The sequence below is a fragment of the Pseudorhodobacter sp. genome, assembly GCF_030452865.1.
Lineage (GTDB): Bacteria > Pseudomonadota > Alphaproteobacteria > Rhodobacterales > Rhodobacteraceae > Pseudorhodobacter.
This window is the reverse complement of sequence record NZ_JAKDLJ010000002.1, coordinates 1-14,719: the sequence shown is the minus strand read 5'-3', so window position 1 is coordinate 14,719 and position 14,719 is coordinate 1. Positions and strand designations below refer to the sequence as shown.

Annotated in this window: 15 protein-coding genes, 1 tRNA gene and 1 pseudogene; 7 read left to right on the top strand and 10 right to left on the bottom strand. The window is 59.1% G+C overall.

Annotated features, from left to right (window positions below):
• Positions 1–5 precede the first annotated feature (5 nt).
• Both L0H65_RS00395 and L0H65_RS00390 read left to right on the top strand, forming a co-directional pair.
• Entirely contained in the window at positions 6–998 is a 993-nt protein-coding gene (locus L0H65_RS00395) for an NAD(P)H-quinone oxidoreductase (RefSeq protein WP_301456782.1), read from the top strand.
• Positions 999–1,037: 39 nt separating this feature from the next.
• Positions 1,038–1,781: a DUF4336 domain-containing protein gene (locus L0H65_RS00390; protein ID WP_301456781.1), complete on the top strand. Its 744-nt coding sequence runs from the start codon at positions 1,038–1,040 to the stop codon at positions 1,779–1,781.
• A gap of 17 nt (positions 1,782–1,798) precedes the next feature.
• Here L0H65_RS00390 and L0H65_RS00385 read toward each other — a convergent pair whose 3' ends face one another.
• Positions 1,799–2,443, bottom strand: coding sequence for a ribonuclease T2 (locus tag L0H65_RS00385; protein WP_301456780.1), 645 nt, complete (start codon positions 2,441–2,443; stop codon positions 1,799–1,801).
• Between the two features lie 126 nt (positions 2,444–2,569).
• Here L0H65_RS00385 and L0H65_RS00380 point away from each other — a divergent pair, with 126 nt between their 5' ends.
• Positions 2,570–3,331, top strand: a complete 762-nt coding sequence (locus tag L0H65_RS00380; protein ID WP_301456779.1) for a DUF1013 domain-containing protein — start codon at positions 2,570–2,572, stop codon at positions 3,329–3,331.
• Positions 3,332–3,569: 238 nt separating this feature from the next.
• Here the strand turns inward: L0H65_RS00380 and L0H65_RS00375 are convergent, their stop codons facing one another.
• The 9 genes from L0H65_RS00375 to leuC all read right to left on the bottom strand — a co-directional run bounded on the left by L0H65_RS00375 (position 3,570) and on the right by leuC (position 11,219).
• Complete coding sequence (locus L0H65_RS00375; protein WP_301456778.1) at positions 3,570–4,088, bottom strand: GNAT family N-acetyltransferase; 519 nt, start codon at positions 4,086–4,088, stop codon at positions 3,570–3,572.
• A 140-nt stretch (positions 4,089–4,228) separates the two neighbouring features.
• Positions 4,229–4,305, bottom strand: a tRNA-Pro gene (locus tag L0H65_RS00370).
• Positions 4,306–4,398: 93 nt separating this feature from the next.
• Positions 4,399–5,346, bottom strand: a complete 948-nt coding sequence (locus L0H65_RS00365) for a DMT family transporter (protein ID WP_301456777.1) — start codon at positions 5,344–5,346, stop codon at positions 4,399–4,401.
• Positions 5,347–5,496: 150 nt separating this feature from the next.
• On the bottom strand, positions 5,497–6,606 hold the full coding sequence (gene leuB / locus L0H65_RS00360; protein WP_301456776.1) for a 3-isopropylmalate dehydrogenase: 1,110 nt from the start codon (positions 6,604–6,606) through the stop codon (positions 5,497–5,499).
• Positions 6,607–6,687: 81 nt separating this feature from the next.
• On the bottom strand, positions 6,688–7,683 hold the full coding sequence (locus L0H65_RS00355; RefSeq protein ID WP_301456807.1) for an endonuclease/exonuclease/phosphatase family protein: 996 nt from the start codon (positions 7,681–7,683) through the stop codon (positions 6,688–6,690).
• Positions 7,684–7,748: 65 nt separating this feature from the next.
• Positions 7,749–8,543, bottom strand: a complete 795-nt coding sequence (locus L0H65_RS00350) for a hypothetical protein (RefSeq protein WP_301456806.1) — start codon at positions 8,541–8,543, stop codon at positions 7,749–7,751.
• 297 nt (positions 8,544–8,840) lie between these two features.
• Positions 8,841–9,446, bottom strand: coding sequence for a 3-isopropylmalate dehydratase small subunit (leuD, locus tag L0H65_RS00345; protein ID WP_301456775.1), 606 nt, complete (start codon positions 9,444–9,446; stop codon positions 8,841–8,843).
• A 4-nt stretch (positions 9,447–9,450) separates the two neighbouring features.
• Positions 9,451–9,756, bottom strand: coding sequence for a hypothetical protein (locus L0H65_RS00340; RefSeq protein WP_301456774.1), 306 nt, complete (start codon positions 9,754–9,756; stop codon positions 9,451–9,453).
• Between the two features lie 44 nt (positions 9,757–9,800).
• Positions 9,801–11,219, bottom strand: coding sequence for a 3-isopropylmalate dehydratase large subunit (gene leuC, locus L0H65_RS00335; protein ID WP_301456773.1), 1,419 nt, complete (start codon positions 11,217–11,219; stop codon positions 9,801–9,803).
• 261 nt (positions 11,220–11,480) lie between these two features.
• On the opposite strand from leuC, the gene L0H65_RS00330 reads away from it, so the two are divergent.
• From L0H65_RS00330 to L0H65_RS00315, 4 genes and pseudogenes are all read left to right on the top strand, one after another.
• Entirely contained in the window at positions 11,481–12,815 is a 1,335-nt protein-coding gene (locus L0H65_RS00330; RefSeq protein WP_301456772.1) for a mechanosensitive ion channel family protein, read from the top strand.
• A gap of 286 nt (positions 12,816–13,101) precedes the next feature.
• On the top strand, positions 13,102–13,431 hold the full coding sequence (rsfS, locus tag L0H65_RS00325; RefSeq protein WP_367651961.1) for a ribosome silencing factor: 330 nt from the start codon (positions 13,102–13,104) through the stop codon (positions 13,429–13,431).
• Positions 13,431–13,901: a 23S rRNA (pseudouridine(1915)-N(3))-methyltransferase RlmH gene (gene rlmH / locus L0H65_RS00320; protein ID WP_301456770.1), complete on the top strand. Its 471-nt coding sequence runs from the start codon at positions 13,431–13,433 to the stop codon at positions 13,899–13,901. Before rsfS ends, rlmH begins: the two co-directional genes overlap by 1 nt.
• Positions 13,902–14,043: 142 nt before the next feature.
• Positions 14,044–14,719: pseudogene (locus tag L0H65_RS00315) on the top strand (2,3-bisphosphoglycerate-independent phosphoglycerate mutase); the annotation flags it as partial.

Below are 14,719 nucleotides of genomic sequence, written 5' to 3'. Positions count from 1 at the left end.
TGAAGATGACAGTTCCAGACACGATGCAGGCCATTGAAATCACCGAACCCGGCGGGCCGGAGGTTCTGACCCTGACCAAGGTTCCGGTTCCACTTCCGGGTCATGGTCAGATCCTGATCCGCGTGGCCTATGCCGGGGTCAACCGCCCCGATGCGTTGCAACGCGCAGGGTCTTACGCGCCGCCCGCCAATGCCTCCCCCCTGCCGGGGTTGGAGGCATCAGGCCGTGTTGCGGCAATCGGTCCGGGTGTGACGCGCTGGGCAGTCGGCGATGCGGTTTGCGCCTTGCTGCCGGGTGGCGGCTATGCCGAATACGTCCTTACGGCTGCCGACCATGTCTTGCCGGTGCCCGAAGGGATGTCGTTGGATCAGGCCGCCTGCCTGCCGGAAACCTGTTTCACGGTCTGGTCCAACATGGTTATGCGCGGTGGCCTGAAAGCGGGGGAGCGGTTTTTGGTGCATGGTGGCACCTCCGGCATCGGCACAACCGCGATCCAGATCGCGCGCGCGTTCGGCGCACGCGTCTTCACGACTGCCGGTTCGGATGAGAAATGCGCCGTTTGTACCGGACTGGGTGCGGAAATCGCGGTGAATTACAAGGAAGCGGATTTCGTCAAGCTGGTGACAGACGAAGGCGGCGCCGATCTGATTCTGGATATGGTCGGCGGTAGCTATCTGCCCCGCAATATCCGCAGCCTTGCCGATGATGGCCGCCTTGTGCAGATCGCGTTTCTGACCGGGCCGAAGGTGGAGTTGAACTTTGCCGAAATGATGGTGCGGCGGTTGACGATCACCGGTTCAACCCTGCGCCCGCAATCAGACCTTGCCAAAGCCCGCATCGCGGCGGAAGTGGAGCGTCACGTCTGGCCGATGATCGCGCGCGGTGCCATGCGTCCGGTGATGGACAGCGAATTCCCGCTGGCCGATGCCGCCGCCGCCCATCGCCAGATTGAAAGCCCCGGCCATATTGGCAAGATCGTGCTGAAAGTCGGGGGCTGACGCGGTGGCGCCGGGCAGGGTGCAACAACGGAGGATCAGGTGAACGAACCGGTATTTGAACCCTATTCACCACTCAATCAGCCAAAGCCCGTGGCCCCGGATGTCTGGGTAGCGGACGGTCCGGAAATCAGAATGCGCTATTTGGGCGGCACGGTGCCTTTTCCCACCCGGATGACGATCCTTCGCCTGCCGGGCGGTGGTTTATGGCTCCATTCCCCGACCGAACCGACCGAGGCGCTTTTTGATGCGGTGGCTCGCCTTGGCCCGATCGAGCATATCATCGCGCCCAATACCCTGCATTATTGGTGGGTGCCGGAATGGCATCAACGCTTCCCCGAGGCGCGCTTGCATGCCGTGCCGGGTTTGGCCAAACGCGCAACACGCGACCTCCCCCCGATGGAGCAGCTTGGCGAGGTGCCTGACCCGGCGTGGGCGGGTGTGATTGAACAGGTCATCGTTCCGGGTGGCCTGTTGTCAGAGGTGGATTTTTTCCACCGCCCCAGCAAAACGCTGATCCTGACCGATCTGATCGAGAATTTTGAACCAAAGCGCGTCCGTTCCCGCTTTTGGCGTTGGACGATGCAGGCGTTTGGCGCGGCGGATCCGGATGGCAAGGCACCTTTCGATATGCGGTTGAGCTTCTGGCGGCACCGCAAGCCATTGCGCCGCGCAGTACAGCAGATGATCGACTGGAGCCCAGAGCGGGTTCTTCTCGCGCATGGTCGTTGGTATGACCGCGATGGCACGGAAGAATTGCGCCGCGCGTTTCGCTGGGTGGTTTGAGCGGCGAGTGGCAGGGTTTACCGAACCGCCCCCAGAGCCGCGTCTGTCAAGGTGCAATCTCGGATGGTGTCGCTGCCGCAAGGGCGCGGTGACAGGTCTTTGTTCAGGCAGATTCGTACTTCTTCAATCATTCCTGCCTCGCAAGTAACAGTCACCATGTCCTTACTCAGCTTCGGGTTTGCCGCCAGAAAAGCCTCCTCGACCACCGACGCGGGAACATCAAGCGACTTGTTGATCTTGGTGAAAATATCCGGGATCACGACGGAGCCATAAGCCTTGCGCGCGGTCGCATAGTAGTCCTCCGCCGACAGGCCGGCGCAGCGCCCGTGCTTTTTCCACTGATACCACGCCAGCCCCGCGCCGCCCATGATGTCTTGCATTGCTGCCGATTGGCTGCGGGACGGATCGCGCGCAGTCGTGCGGCAATACGCGGGCCAGCCGTTCTCAAACTGCGGCCAAAGCCCGTGGAGTGTGAAGGTCAACCCTTTTCCCGGCAGGCATTGGTCTTCTCCGCGAGCATCGCCTTCCAGCGCGCACCAGTTCGCAGACCAGCTCAACGCCATCACATAATAGTCGAAATTTCCGGCTTTTTCGCCATCTGCCCGCGCCATCACGCCCGAAAACGCCACAACAAGCCCGATCACCACCCCAAAAATACGCATTTTCTCTTTCCTCTGCCTGCACGGCCCCTTATATGCATCCCAGACTTCCCCGAAAACGACGAAGACGCGAGGCACCGCCCGCAGCCGTTTTCCCGGCACGGAAGGGAATTGTAAAGGAGTGTTGCGATGAACAAGCCACTGATGTCCAAAGCAACCGCCGTCTGGCTGGTGGACAACACGACCCTGACCTTCAAGCAGGTTGCGGATTTTTGCGGCATGCATGAGCTGGAAGTGCAAGGCATCGCCGATGGGGATGTGGCCACCGGGGTCAAAGGTTTTGACCCGGTATCTAACAACCAGTTGGAACCCGGTGAGATTGAAAAAGGTCAGGCTGACCCCGCCTATCGGCTGAAGTTGAAATTCATCGCCTCTGCTGTGGGTGAGGAAAAACGTCGCGGTCCGCGCTATACCCCGCTTTCCAAACGTCAGGACCGCCCGGCGGCGATCCTTTGGCTGGTGAAATTCCATCCCGAACTGACCGATGGTCAGGTGGGCAAACTGGTCGGCACCACCAAGCCGACGATTCTGGCAATCCGGGAGCGGACGCACTGGAACATCAACAACATCACCCCGATTGACCCGGTAGCGCTGGGCCTGTGCAAGCAGACCGAACTTGATGCCGCGGTTCAGGTCGCCGTTCGCAAGAAAGCCGCAGAAGGCACTGTGATGTCGGATGATGAACGTCGCAAGCTGGTTTCCACTGAACAGTCATTGGGTATGCCGGACGAGCCGAAAATGCCATCGTCAATCGCGGGGCTGGAGAATTTCACCCATGCCGACCGTGAAGAAAAGTCCGCCGATTATTCCGACGCGGACAGCTTCTTCAACCTGCCGGAAGCTGATGAGGATGACGACGAGGATGACGACGGAATTGATCCGCGTCGCTAGAATTGATCACCTGTAAGCGGATATGAAACCCCCTGCGCCATGTGGCGTGGGGGTTTTTCGTGAGGGTTCGCTCAACGGAAAAACCGGTCTTTGGTAGGCGCAACCCAAAGCCTTCGTCGGTTTGGCAGCCCTTGATGCACATCGGAGATCGACAAACTTGCGATCACGCGGAAGCAACGCGAGTTTTGGCCCGCTGCTGATAGGTGAGTAATAAAACTCAGACTCTATCGCGGTCCACCTATGCCAAATCTTTGTTTCCTAACACATAGACCACTGCTTCAAATCTGTCGCCGTCGATTTCCAGCTCACCCGTATGGTCCAATTTCATTCCCAGACGTTCCATGACCGCAATTGATCGCTGATTTGGCACGTCGCTGATTGAGATTACCCGCGCTGAATTGAGTGTTGAAAAGGCGTGGGCAATCCATGCTTTTGCAGCCTCTGTTGCATAGCCTTGCCCCCAATGTATGGGCAAGAGCCGCCAGCCGATTTCCAGATCGTCGGGATACCAATCCTCAATAGACAATCCACACACACCAAGAAATGCTCCGTCCGCTCGGCGCTCGACGGCGACCTTACCATAGCCAAATTCGCCCAACGTCCGGTTGTTATACTCAGTCTCGGCAAGTGTTTTGTCTGCGCTACGTGGCCCTCCGAGCCAGCGCATGACTTCGCTCTGGAGGTTCATCGCAATATTTGCCAATTGGTCCGCGGGTTCGAAGGCCCGAAGCCGCAATCTTTCCGTCAGAAGTTCCATGCTCAACCTCCGTTTCGTTTATGCCAAATACGTTGAACATGCCGTGGGCAAGATGCGTCTGCGTTGTTCACACGTTGCATATTGAGTTGTTAGTGTGTGCGCAAAGGTTGGCGTACACAATTGCTGGAAGCCGGGAAATCTGGTCGGAGCGAGAGGATTCGAACCTCCGACCCCCTGCTCCCGAAGCAGGTGCGCTACCAGGCTGCGCTACGCTCCGACCGTGAGGCGGGGGTTAAACCGATCATCTCGGTTTTGCAAGAGGGCGGGTGGCGCCGTCTGACGAATTTCTTTGCGACATCGGCAGCAGCTTTCAACGCTTCAGCATCAGGCTGATGCGTGGCAGGATCCCGGTTTCGGGGCGCGAGCGTGACTCCAGAACCGGCGTGTTGCGAGAGGTTTTGGCGCGGCCTTCACGCAGCACGATGTAAACACCACTGGCCATGATGATGCTTGCGCCGATCAGGGTATAGCGGTCGATGCCTTCGTTGAAAATCAGATAGCCGTAAAATGCCGCCCAAAGCATCTGGCTGTATTGCATCGGTGCCACGATCACCGCCTCGGCGGCGCGGTAGGCCTTGATGGTGAAAAACCCCGCGATGAAGCCAAAGCACGCAATGACCGCGACCATGCCGAGATGTTCTATCGGCATCGGGTGATAGACAAAGGGCAGTGCCGCACCCATGACAACAAAGTTAGCCAGCATCGGGAACAAGAGCAGCACAACCGCCCGTTCCACTTGCCCGATTTTGCGCACGATCACCGAAGTCAGGGAGGAGGCGACCGCCGCGGTCAAGGCTGCGGCATGGCCCCAGCCCAGTTGCGCCCCGGTCGGGCGCAGCACAATCATAACGCCGATCATGCCGACCACTACGGCCAAGCCACGGCGAACCCCTACCTTTTCGCCCAGAATTGGAATCGCAAGCAAGGTGATCAGCAAAGGAGTGGCAAACAGGATCGCGTAGGTTTGCGCCAAAGGCAGCACCGAGAACGCATAAAACGCCGTGAAACCAGTACAAATCGAGGAAACGGTACGCAGAAATATCCACCATGGGTGGTGCGGGCGCAGATTTCCATCGCTGCGGTCGCTGATCAGCATCAGCGCCACCAATGGAAAGCTGAGGGTGACCGAGAAAAAGATGATCTGGATCGGTGAATATGTCCCGCCCAGAAATTTGACGAACACGTCATGCGTGGAATAAATCGCAAAGGCGAACAGGGCCAACATGGCGCCTTTGAGGTTTGATTTCGCTTCCAGCATGACAGTCTCGATTTGCCCAACCGTTCCACCCCTGCTGATGAGCGTGTTAGCGCTAAAATGCAAGGGCCGCGCCCTGTCATTACCAGAAACCGCAGCAAAGCAATTCCTGGCAATCCCATCGACGGAGGGTGGAAGTATTCCCGGAAAGGATCAGAGGCTCGCGTCCAGCGCCGCCAAGATCGCGTCGCCCATTGCAGATGTGCTGATCGGGGTGCCGCCGTCCTTGCCCATCAGATCGGCCGTGCGCGCGCCATCTGCCAATACCTTCTCCACGGCTTTTTCCACGCGGGTCGCATCGTCGCCCATATCGAAAGAATAGCGCAGCGCCATGGCAAACGACAGGATGCAGGCGATCGGGTTGGCCTTGCCCTGACCCGCGATGTCGGGGGCGGAGCCGTGGACCGGTTCATAGAGCGCTTTGGGGTGGCCATTTTCCTGCACCGCGCCAAGGCTGGCCGACGGCAACATTCCAAGCGAACCGGTCAGCATCGCCGCGCAATCCGACAACAGATCGCCAAAGAGGTTATCTGTCACGATCACGTCAAACTGCTTCGGCCAGCGCACCAACTGCATCGCGCCATTGTCGGCATACATATGCGACAGTTCCACCTCCGGATATTCGTTGTCATGCACCCATTGCACTTCCTCGCGCCACAGGATGCCGGATTCCATCACATTGGCCTTTTCCATCGAGCAGACTTTGTTGTTGCGGCGCTTGGCCAACTCAAACGCCGAGCGGGCAACACGACGGATTTCATTGGTGGTGTAGCGCTGGGTGTTGACGCCAACGCGCCCGCCTTCGTTATCCGGGAAAATTCCGCGCGGTTCGCCGAAATAGACGCCGGAGGTGAGTTCACGGACGATCATGATATCGAGACCGGCGACGATCTCCTTTTTCAGGCTGGAAAAATCGGCAAGCGCGTCAAAGCATTGGGCCGGGCGCAGGTTTGAAAACAGGTCCATTTCCTTGCGCAGACGCAGCAGCCCACGCTCCGGCTTAACGGAAAAATCAAGGTTGTCATATTTCGGGCCGCCAACCGCACCCAAAAGCACGGCGTCCACTTCCATCGCGCGCGCCATGGTTTTGTCATGCAACGGGGTGCCGTGCTGGTCATAGGCGCAGCCGCCGACCAGATCTTCGGAGACATCGAAATGCACGCCACGTTTGTCGCCGAACCATGTGATCACTTTTTTGACCTCGGCCATGACTTCGGGGCCGATGCCGTCACCGGCGAGGATAAGGAGGGAAGGATTGGCCAAGGAACGCTCCTGTAAATTCAATGGAAATGGGTTGCGGTTGGCCTAGCGTTTTGGTCCGGCAGGGTCAAGCGGCAGGCGGGCTCAGGGCAGGGCTATATCGACCCAAACCGGATGGTGACGAGAGGCGCGGGCGGTTGTCTCGGCCAATGGCGTGTTCTCAACTGGCCAGAGCACCCCCGAGTCCAGAACTGTCAGATCGGCGGAGGGCAGCACATAATCCACCCGCAGGCCTCCGAAATCGTAAAGCGCGGTATCCATGGCCGGGTCACCCTTCTGGCCCGTGTCGTAATGGGTGCTTTTGCCTCTGGGCGCAATATCTTGCAGTTTGGGGTGACGGATCAACGCATTGATTGCCGCCTGACGACCATCGCCATCAATCGCGTCAAGTTTCGCTTCGCCCAGCAGGATGAAAGGCGACTTGGGGGCGGGCATCGGCAAAGCCCCGTCCAGCAGGTGCAGCCAGAATGCAGCCTCATCATGGTTGCGGCGGCCATTGCGGTCTTGCGGGCCGTCAAACACCGGTGGCGTGGCGTGCCAGATCAACAACGAAAGTCGCTCACCATTGGGCAGGATCAGCGGTACATCCCAATGTGCGGTACTGGACAGGCGCTGCACAGCACGCGCCTCGGGCGACAGGCTGTCGCCGATCAGGTTGCCCGGTAGTTCCGTCCACAGGAACTCGCTGAAATCGCGCGCCGCTTCGCGGTCAATCGGCAGGCGCGATAGAACGGCCAAGCCGCCTTGACCTGCGAAAAACCCGAACCCTTGCGCATCGGCCGGCCCGCCAAGGCGACCATCACCATCAAGGTCCAATCCCGTTGTCATGCCAGTGTTTGGACGGATCGCGAAACGGTAGGGGTAGGGGCTGCCTTCAGCCGCCAACGCTGCGGCCAGCGCCGCCAAGGCGACCAGATCATGATCAAAATCGAAATCAGTGAGGACCAGAACATCGGCGCGCAACGCGGCAACGGTTTCGACAACGGCGATGATTTGCGGGTCTTTGCCAGACAGGATGTCGCGCAGCAGCAGACCCGGCCCCTTGCGGTGCAGATCGGGGTTATAGGTGGCAATGCGCAGGCGGTCAGGTGGGGACTGGGCCAAACTTGCGCTGGCAAGCAGCAATAGTGCCGCCCAAAGGCGGATCAAGCGGGAATGTAGCCCGGCACCGCTTTTTCGACGCCGCGCTCTCTTTTATGACGGATCATGCTCGCGATCCGGGTCATTGCAATTCCGCGCATGAACAAGGATGCAGGCAGAAACGCCCAGGACGCAATCAGCCAGACCAGTGTTGGCGTGTGGTGCAAATCAATCGCACCGAGCCCCATGCCGCCGAACTTGACAATAGCAGGGATCAGGAACGGCAGCAGGAACCCCAAAGCAAGGTTGAACCGTGCGTCGCGTTCCAGCCGTGTCACAACATCACCCCCGGCCGTCGGATCAAAGGTCGGCAAGTTGATCCACACATTGAACGCCCCGTTCTGCGACGGCCAGTCATTGATGCGCAGCAGGAGTGCAAAGATCGCCAGCGCAAAAATCGAAAACAGATAGGCCACGCCGGCGGCACTGCGCACCATCGCAAGATGAACCGGGGAGTCATGACTGGCCAGTGTCAGGGTCAGCAGGCGGACGGGGGAATAGGGGAAATCCAACGCGCGCCCGATCACAACGCCAATCGCCTCAAACAACCGGGCGAGGGTGGAGGGCGCGACCTCATTGCGAGCCATGATCGACAGGAAGAAAACGATGCTGAGCAGCATCAGAACGCGGGTGCGGTTATAGGGTGGGGCGTCGCGAAACTCGATCAAACCGGGATAGGTCGCGTTGTATTCAACAAAGGTCAGCACGCCCGCGAACAGCGCAACCAGCGCCACCATTTGTTTTCCGTCGGCCGTTACGCCCGGCAAAAGCACGGAAGGCGTGGCGACAAGCACCATCATGATGCAGGCCCGCATAAGCGCGCCGGTGAATTGCGAAAGCACTGCTGCTCTATCCTCATTCAGGGCAAGTACGATACGATGCCGTACTTTTGTCCCAGCGTAATTCCGCGCATTGTGGCGGTCTGCCTTAATCTTGCCCAAATTGTGCCTTCTTTCGAATAGCCACGCAACCATGACCGAAAGAAAACATAAATTTTATGGCGGTTTGGCGGAAAATGTGTCGCTTGATTGCATCAAATTATGGTTAAAAAAAAGGCCGCCCGGCGGGCGACCCCAGATGTTGTGGTTTGGTCTGTCTTAGACCCAAGGGCGTTGGGTGGCTGCTTTCGACTCATAGCTGTCAATCGCCGCTGCTTTTTCCATTGTCAGCCCGATATCGTCCAAGCCGTTCATAAGGCAATGCTTTCTGTGGGCGTCCACTTCGAACGGAAAGGACTGCCCGTCAGAGGTGGTGACGGTCTGCGCCTCCAGATCAACGGTGATGCGTGCATTCGCGCCGCGCCGCGCGTCTTCCATCAAGACCTTGACCACGTTTTCCGGCATCACGATCGGCAGGATGCCGTTCTTGAAGCAGTTGTTATAGAAGATGTCGGCAAAGCTAGTGGAGATGACCGAGCGGATGCCAAAGTCCAAAAGCGCCCAAGGCGCATGTTCGCGCGAGGAGCCGCAGCCAAAGTTGTCGCCTGCCACGATGATTTCCGCCTTGCGATAAGCGGGTTGGTTCAACACAAAGTCCGGAATTTCTGCTCCGTCCTGCGTGAAGCGCATTTCATCAAACAGATTGGCCCCAAGGCCAGAGCGTTTGATGGTTTTCAGGAACTGCTTGGGGATGATCATATCGGTGTCGATATTGACCAAGGGCATAGGGGCGGCAACCCCGGTGAGTTTGTCGAAAGGTGTCATGGTGTTACCTCTTGCGGTCGGTGTGTTGCGACGATTGCCGATGGCAATGCGCGGCAAAGCGATTTGAAATCAGGGGGAAAAGCCGTTCGGCCCATGCTTCGGGCGAAACGGCGCCTTGTGACATGCCGCCACGGTTGAAACGCTCAACATGCACGAAATCCGGTTGGATGAGCGGTTGACCGACAGCATCTTGATACCCTTCCTCAAGCAAATGCCACAGGGCTGCAAAGCTATCGGGCATTGGTGTCGCGGCAAAGCGCGCCTCCAATTCATCCCAAAGGCCGGGATCGCCGCGAAGGCCGTATTGCATGGGTCGCTCTTGAAATAGCGACCCGAGGGAAGGCGCGCGCATCGTCAGACCGACTCCTCCATCATTTCCCGAATATCTGTCAAATGCCCGGTAACGGCAGCGGCGGCGGCCATCGCAGGCGACAGCAGATGCGTGCGGCCACCGCGGCCCTGGCGGCCTTCAAAGTTGCGGTTGGAGGTTGCGGCGCAACGTTCCTGCGGTGCGAGTTGGTCGGGGTTCATTGCAAGGCACATCGAACAGCCAGCCAGTCGCCATTCAAAACCGGCGTCGATGAAAATCTGTGCCAGACCTTCCTCCTCGGCCTGCGCCCGCACCAGGCCGGACCCCGGCACCACCATCGCGCGCATCCCGTCCTTGATCTTTTTGCCTTTCAATATTGCGGCAGCGGCGCGCAAATCCTCAATCCGGCCGTTGGTGCAAGAGCCGATGAAAACCGTATCAATCTTGATATCGGTCAGCTTCATCCCCGGCGTCAGGCCCATATAATCCAAGGACCGCTGCGCCGCCTCCACCTTGCCGCCTTTGAAATCGGACGCGGCGGGGACGGTGCCGGTGATCGGCAAAACATCCTCGGGCGAGGTGCCCCATGTGACCACGGGTGCGATATCTTCGCCTTTCAGGGTGACAACCTTGTCAAACTGCGCGCCCTCATCGGAAAACAGGGTTTTCCAATAGGTCAGCGCGGCCTCCCACGCAGCGCCCTTCGGGGCATGCGGCCGGCCCATGCAATAGGCAAAGGTTTTCTCGTCCGGGGCAATCAGACCAGCCCGTGCCCCGCCTTCGATCGCCATGTTGCACACGGTCATGCGGCCTTCCATCGAAAGCTCGCGAATGGCTTGGCCGCAATACTCAATGACATAACCGGTGCCGCCTGCGGTGCCGGTCTTGCCGATCACCGACAGCGTGATATCCTTGGCGGTCACGCCGGGGCGCAGGCTGCCGGTGATTTCCACCTTGAAATTCTTGGCCTTGCGCTGGATCAGCGTTTGGGTGGCCAGAACATGCTCCACCTCCGAGGTGCCAATCCCATGCGCCAAAGCGCCGAATGCGCCGTGGGTGGCGGTGTGTGAATCACCACAAACCACAGTCATGCCAGGCAGGGTCCAGCCCTGTTCCGGGCCAACGATATGCACGATGCCCTGGCGCACATCGGACACCGGATAGTAATGCACGCCGAAATCCTTGGCGTTCTTGTCCAGCGCCTCCACCTGAATCCGGCTGTCCTCGGTCATGGTCGCGGCATTGGCGCGGTCCAATGTCGTCGGCACATTATGGTCCGGCACGGCAATGGTTTTTTCCGGCGCGCGCACTTTGCGGCCCGTCATCCGCAGCCCTTCGAACGCCTGTGGGCTGGTGACTTCATGCACCAAATGGCGGTCGATATACAAAAGGCAGGTGCCGTCTTCGGCTTGGTGGACGACATGATCGTCCCAGATTTTGTCGTAAAGCGTACGAGCTTTCATGGCTCAGGTCTCTCATATAGCTGGGGGAATGGGATTGGGGGCCGCGAACGGCAAAGACCGGCGGCGATCAGCCCTGCGCGAGCACAGACCGGCATTGGCCAAAAAAACGCCAAGGCAAGCGTGCGCGATCATCGATGTCGAAAAAGCGGATCATGCGTCATGTCATACGCTTTTTCGTGAGCGGGGGCAATATGATTGGCAACAGTGACAGTGCGGCCTAAAGTAAACGAAGCCCCACGCCCCGAAAGGAAATTGCCGCGGATGGACCCAACCGAACAGATCGACCCGGAGATCCTGAACGCAACGACGGGACTGATTTCCCAAGGTGAGGATTTCGTGCTCTCCTTGATGGTGCCGTGGCGGCTTTATCAGGTTGCGGGAATTATTGTTCTGCTGGTGGCGGCATGGCTGTTGCGCGGCATCGCCTCTCGCCGCTTGACGGGTTGGGCGCGCGAACATGAGGGGCTTGCCAAATGGCAATTGCGCTGGGTGGTAATCGTTGATCGCAACATGACATTGATTATTTTCACGGTGTTGAGTTGGCTGACCTATTGGGTCATGCATCAGGTCACCTGGCCCTCTCGCAGCCAATTGATCGAAGTGGCTGCCAGTATTGCAATCGCTTTGCTGGTCGTGAACCTTGCCGCAAAACTGATCGGGAACCGCTTTGTCTCGCGAGTGGTGACATGGGGCGCGGGGATCTGGGTTGTTGCGCTGATCCTCGGGTTCGATGCAGGTGTACTGTCGTTTCTGGACAGTCTGGCGATCACCTTCGGGGAATTCCGGCTGTCGGCGCTTACGGTGATCAAGGCGCTGATCGTGACGGGGCTTCTGGTAACCGCCGCACGGTTCCTGACCCGGACAGTGACCGGTCGCATCCGCAAGAACCCGGATATCAGCCCCTCCATGCAGGTGTTGGCGATCAAGGCGACGCAGCTTTTCCTTGTCGGTGGTGCAATCTTCATCGGATTGAAGGCGGTGGGCTTCGATCTGACCGGGCTCGCGGTGCTGTCCGGTGCCATCGGTGTTGGCCTCGGTTTCGGCCTGCAAAAGGTGGTGTCGAACCTTGTGTCAGGCATAATCATTCTGCTCGACAAGTCGATCAAGCCCGGCGATGTCATCAGCCTTGGCGATACCTTCGGCTGGATTGAAAGCCTTGGTGCGCGATATGTCTCCGTCGTCACGCGGGACGGCAAGGAATACCTGATCCCGAATGAGGATCTGATCACCGGGCAGGTTGTGAACTGGTCGCACAGCCATGATTTTGTACGGCTTGACCTGTTTTTCGGCACGGCTTACGGCGACGATCCGCATCAAGTGCGCGAGCTGGCGATCGAGGCGGCGCTGAGTGCGAACCGCGTACTGAAAGACCGCGCGCCAGTGTGTCATATCGTGGGCTTCGGTGACAGTTCCGTGGATTACATCCTGCGATTCTGGATTTCTGATCCGACGGCAGGGCTGACCAATATTCGCGGCAACGTCTATCTGGCGCTGTGGGATACGTTCAAGGCGCATGGCATTTCGATCCCGTTCCCGCAGCGCGAGGTGCGGATGTTGGGCGATACGTCGAAAAATCCCCTGGTGGGGGATGTGTGAATTTCGCAGGCGGCCGGCGGAGAATGGTTCATTGCTGCCGCTTCGCGGCTTGCACCTTGCGCCCTGCTGTGATTGAGGTTTCCGCCGCAGGGTGATACTTTGCGACACATGCCCTGCGCCGGGGGCGGGCCATTGATGGCATGGGCTGGCGCGCGAAATACTGGAGGGTGATGTCCTGTCTCATTCTGATCCTGCGACCGGGCTGCCTGTCGGCCCAAGGGCTGCGCCCGTGACCGACGCGGCCCATTCCGAACATCCACCTGGTTCCGAGGCGCTTTTGGCGCGAATCATCGCCTCAGTGGAGGATGACAAGGCCGAAGCGGTGGTACAGATTGATCTGCGCGGGCGCTCTGACATGGCGGATTATATGGTCATATGCTCCGGTCGATCGACGCGGCAGGTGGTGACGATAGCGGAAAAACTCGGCGACAGGCTGAAGCATGAATTCGGCATGGTCTGCAAGACCGAAGGCAAAGAAACCGGCGATTGGGTTCTGCTGGATGCAGGCGATGTGATCGTCCATGTTTTCCGTCCTGAAGTGCGCGAGTTTTACGACCTCGAAAAGATGTGGCAGCCCGGCGGGCATATGGGCATCGGCGTGCGCGAGGAAGACTGATGCGCTTGCATCTGTGCGCCGTGGGCCGGTTGCGGACCGGGCCAGAGCGCGAATTGATTGACGATTATGTGACGCGGTTCAACCGCACGGGCCGGGCGTTGGGGCTTGGCCCTTTGGCGGAAGTTGAAGTCGAGGACCGCAAAGCTGGCGGCATGGAAGCGGAAGCGGTGCTTTTGTCGCGTGCCGTGCCATCGGGGGCATTTACGGTCGTAATGGATGAACGCGGGCGTGTGCTTTCGAGCCCTGAACTGGCCGATCATGTGGCCCGCTGGCGCGATGCAGGGCGGCAGGATGTTGCCTTTGTTATCGGCGGTGCGGATGGGCTGGCGCCGTCTTTTCGGGAAGGGACCGATTTTGCGCTGTCCTTCGGGGCGATGGTTTGGCCGCATATGCTGGTGCGGGTGATGTTGACAGAGCAGCTTTACCGCGCGGCGTCAATTTTGGCGGGCAGTCCTTACCACCGACTGTGATATCGCTTGGTTGCTGGGGTATAGGTATTTTTACCAAGATGAAGCTGGAAGTAGCGATCCTTTGGCCGATAGCAATGCGCCCGGTTGCCGAATGCGTCAGCACAGCGTAAAACCGGGCGAAATCAGTGCAGAGGTCCGCGCCATGGCAGTTCCGAAACCCGTTGTCCTGTGCATTCTGGATGGTTGGGGCTTGAATGCGGATGTCAGCGCCAACGCGCCGGTTTTGGCGAGGACGCCAAATTTTGACCGATTGATGGCCAGTTGCCCACATGCAACGCTGATCACCCACGGCCCTGACGTGGGGTTGCCGCGTGGGCAGATGGGCAATTCCGAAGTCGGCCACACCAATATCGGCGCCGGCCGCGTGGTGGCGATGGATCTGGGAGCGATTGATCTGGCGATTGAGGAAGGCTCTTTCGGGCAGAACCCGCAGCTTTTGGAATTCATCAAGCGGTTGAAAGCGTCAGGCGGCGCGGCGCATCTGATGGGGGTGATTTCTGACGGCGGGGTGCATGGCCATGTTGCGCATGTGATCGCTGCGGCAACGGCAGTCGCTGGCGCTGGGGTTCCGGTTGTTATCCACGCGATCACTGACGGGCGCGATGTCGCACCGGATTCGGCGCCTAAGTACATCGGGCGCTTGCTGGCGGGTTTGCCGGAGGGTGCGCGGGTCGGCACGGTGATCGGCCGCTATTGGGCGATGGACCGCGACAATCGCTGGGACCGGGTGGGCCGCGCCTTTTCAGCGATGGTTTCAGGGCAGGCGGAACGCGCCGCCGATGCACAATCGGCGATTGCCACCGCATATGCGCGCGGTG

Excerpts from the sequence above, each read along its gene's own strand:
- L0H65_RS00385 (WP_301456780.1), bottom strand. The coding sequence starts at position 2,443 with ATGCGTATTTTTGGGGTGGTGATCGGGCTTGTTGTGGCGTTTTCGGGC.
- L0H65_RS00380 (WP_301456779.1), top strand. The coding sequence starts at position 2,570 with ATGAACAAGCCACTGATGTCCAAAGCAACCGCCGTCTGGCTGGTGGAC.
- leuC (WP_301456773.1), bottom strand. The coding sequence starts at position 11,219 with ATGAAAGCTCGTACGCTTTACGACAAAATCTGGGACGATCATGTCGTC.
- leuD (WP_301456775.1), bottom strand. The coding sequence starts at position 9,446 with ATGACACCTTTCGACAAACTCACCGGGGTTGCCGCCCCTATGCCCTTG.
- L0H65_RS00350 (WP_301456806.1), bottom strand. The coding sequence starts at position 8,543 with ATGATGGTGCTTGTCGCCACGCCTTCCGTGCTTTTGCCGGGCGTAACG.
- L0H65_RS00395 (WP_301456782.1), top strand. The coding sequence starts at position 6 with ATGACAGTTCCAGACACGATGCAGGCCATTGAAATCACCGAACCCGGC.
- L0H65_RS00340 (WP_301456774.1), bottom strand. The coding sequence starts at position 9,756 with ATGCAATACGGCCTTCGCGGCGATCCCGGCCTTTGGGATGAATTGGAG.
- rlmH (WP_301456770.1), top strand. The coding sequence starts at position 13,431 with ATGCGCTTGCATCTGTGCGCCGTGGGCCGGTTGCGGACCGGGCCAGAG.
- L0H65_RS00330 (WP_301456772.1), top strand. The coding sequence starts at position 11,481 with ATGGACCCAACCGAACAGATCGACCCGGAGATCCTGAACGCAACGACG.
- L0H65_RS00375 (WP_301456778.1), bottom strand. The coding sequence starts at position 4,088 with ATGGAACTTCTGACGGAAAGATTGCGGCTTCGGGCCTTCGAACCCGCG.
- L0H65_RS00365 (WP_301456777.1), bottom strand. The coding sequence starts at position 5,346 with ATGCTGGAAGCGAAATCAAACCTCAAAGGCGCCATGTTGGCCCTGTTC.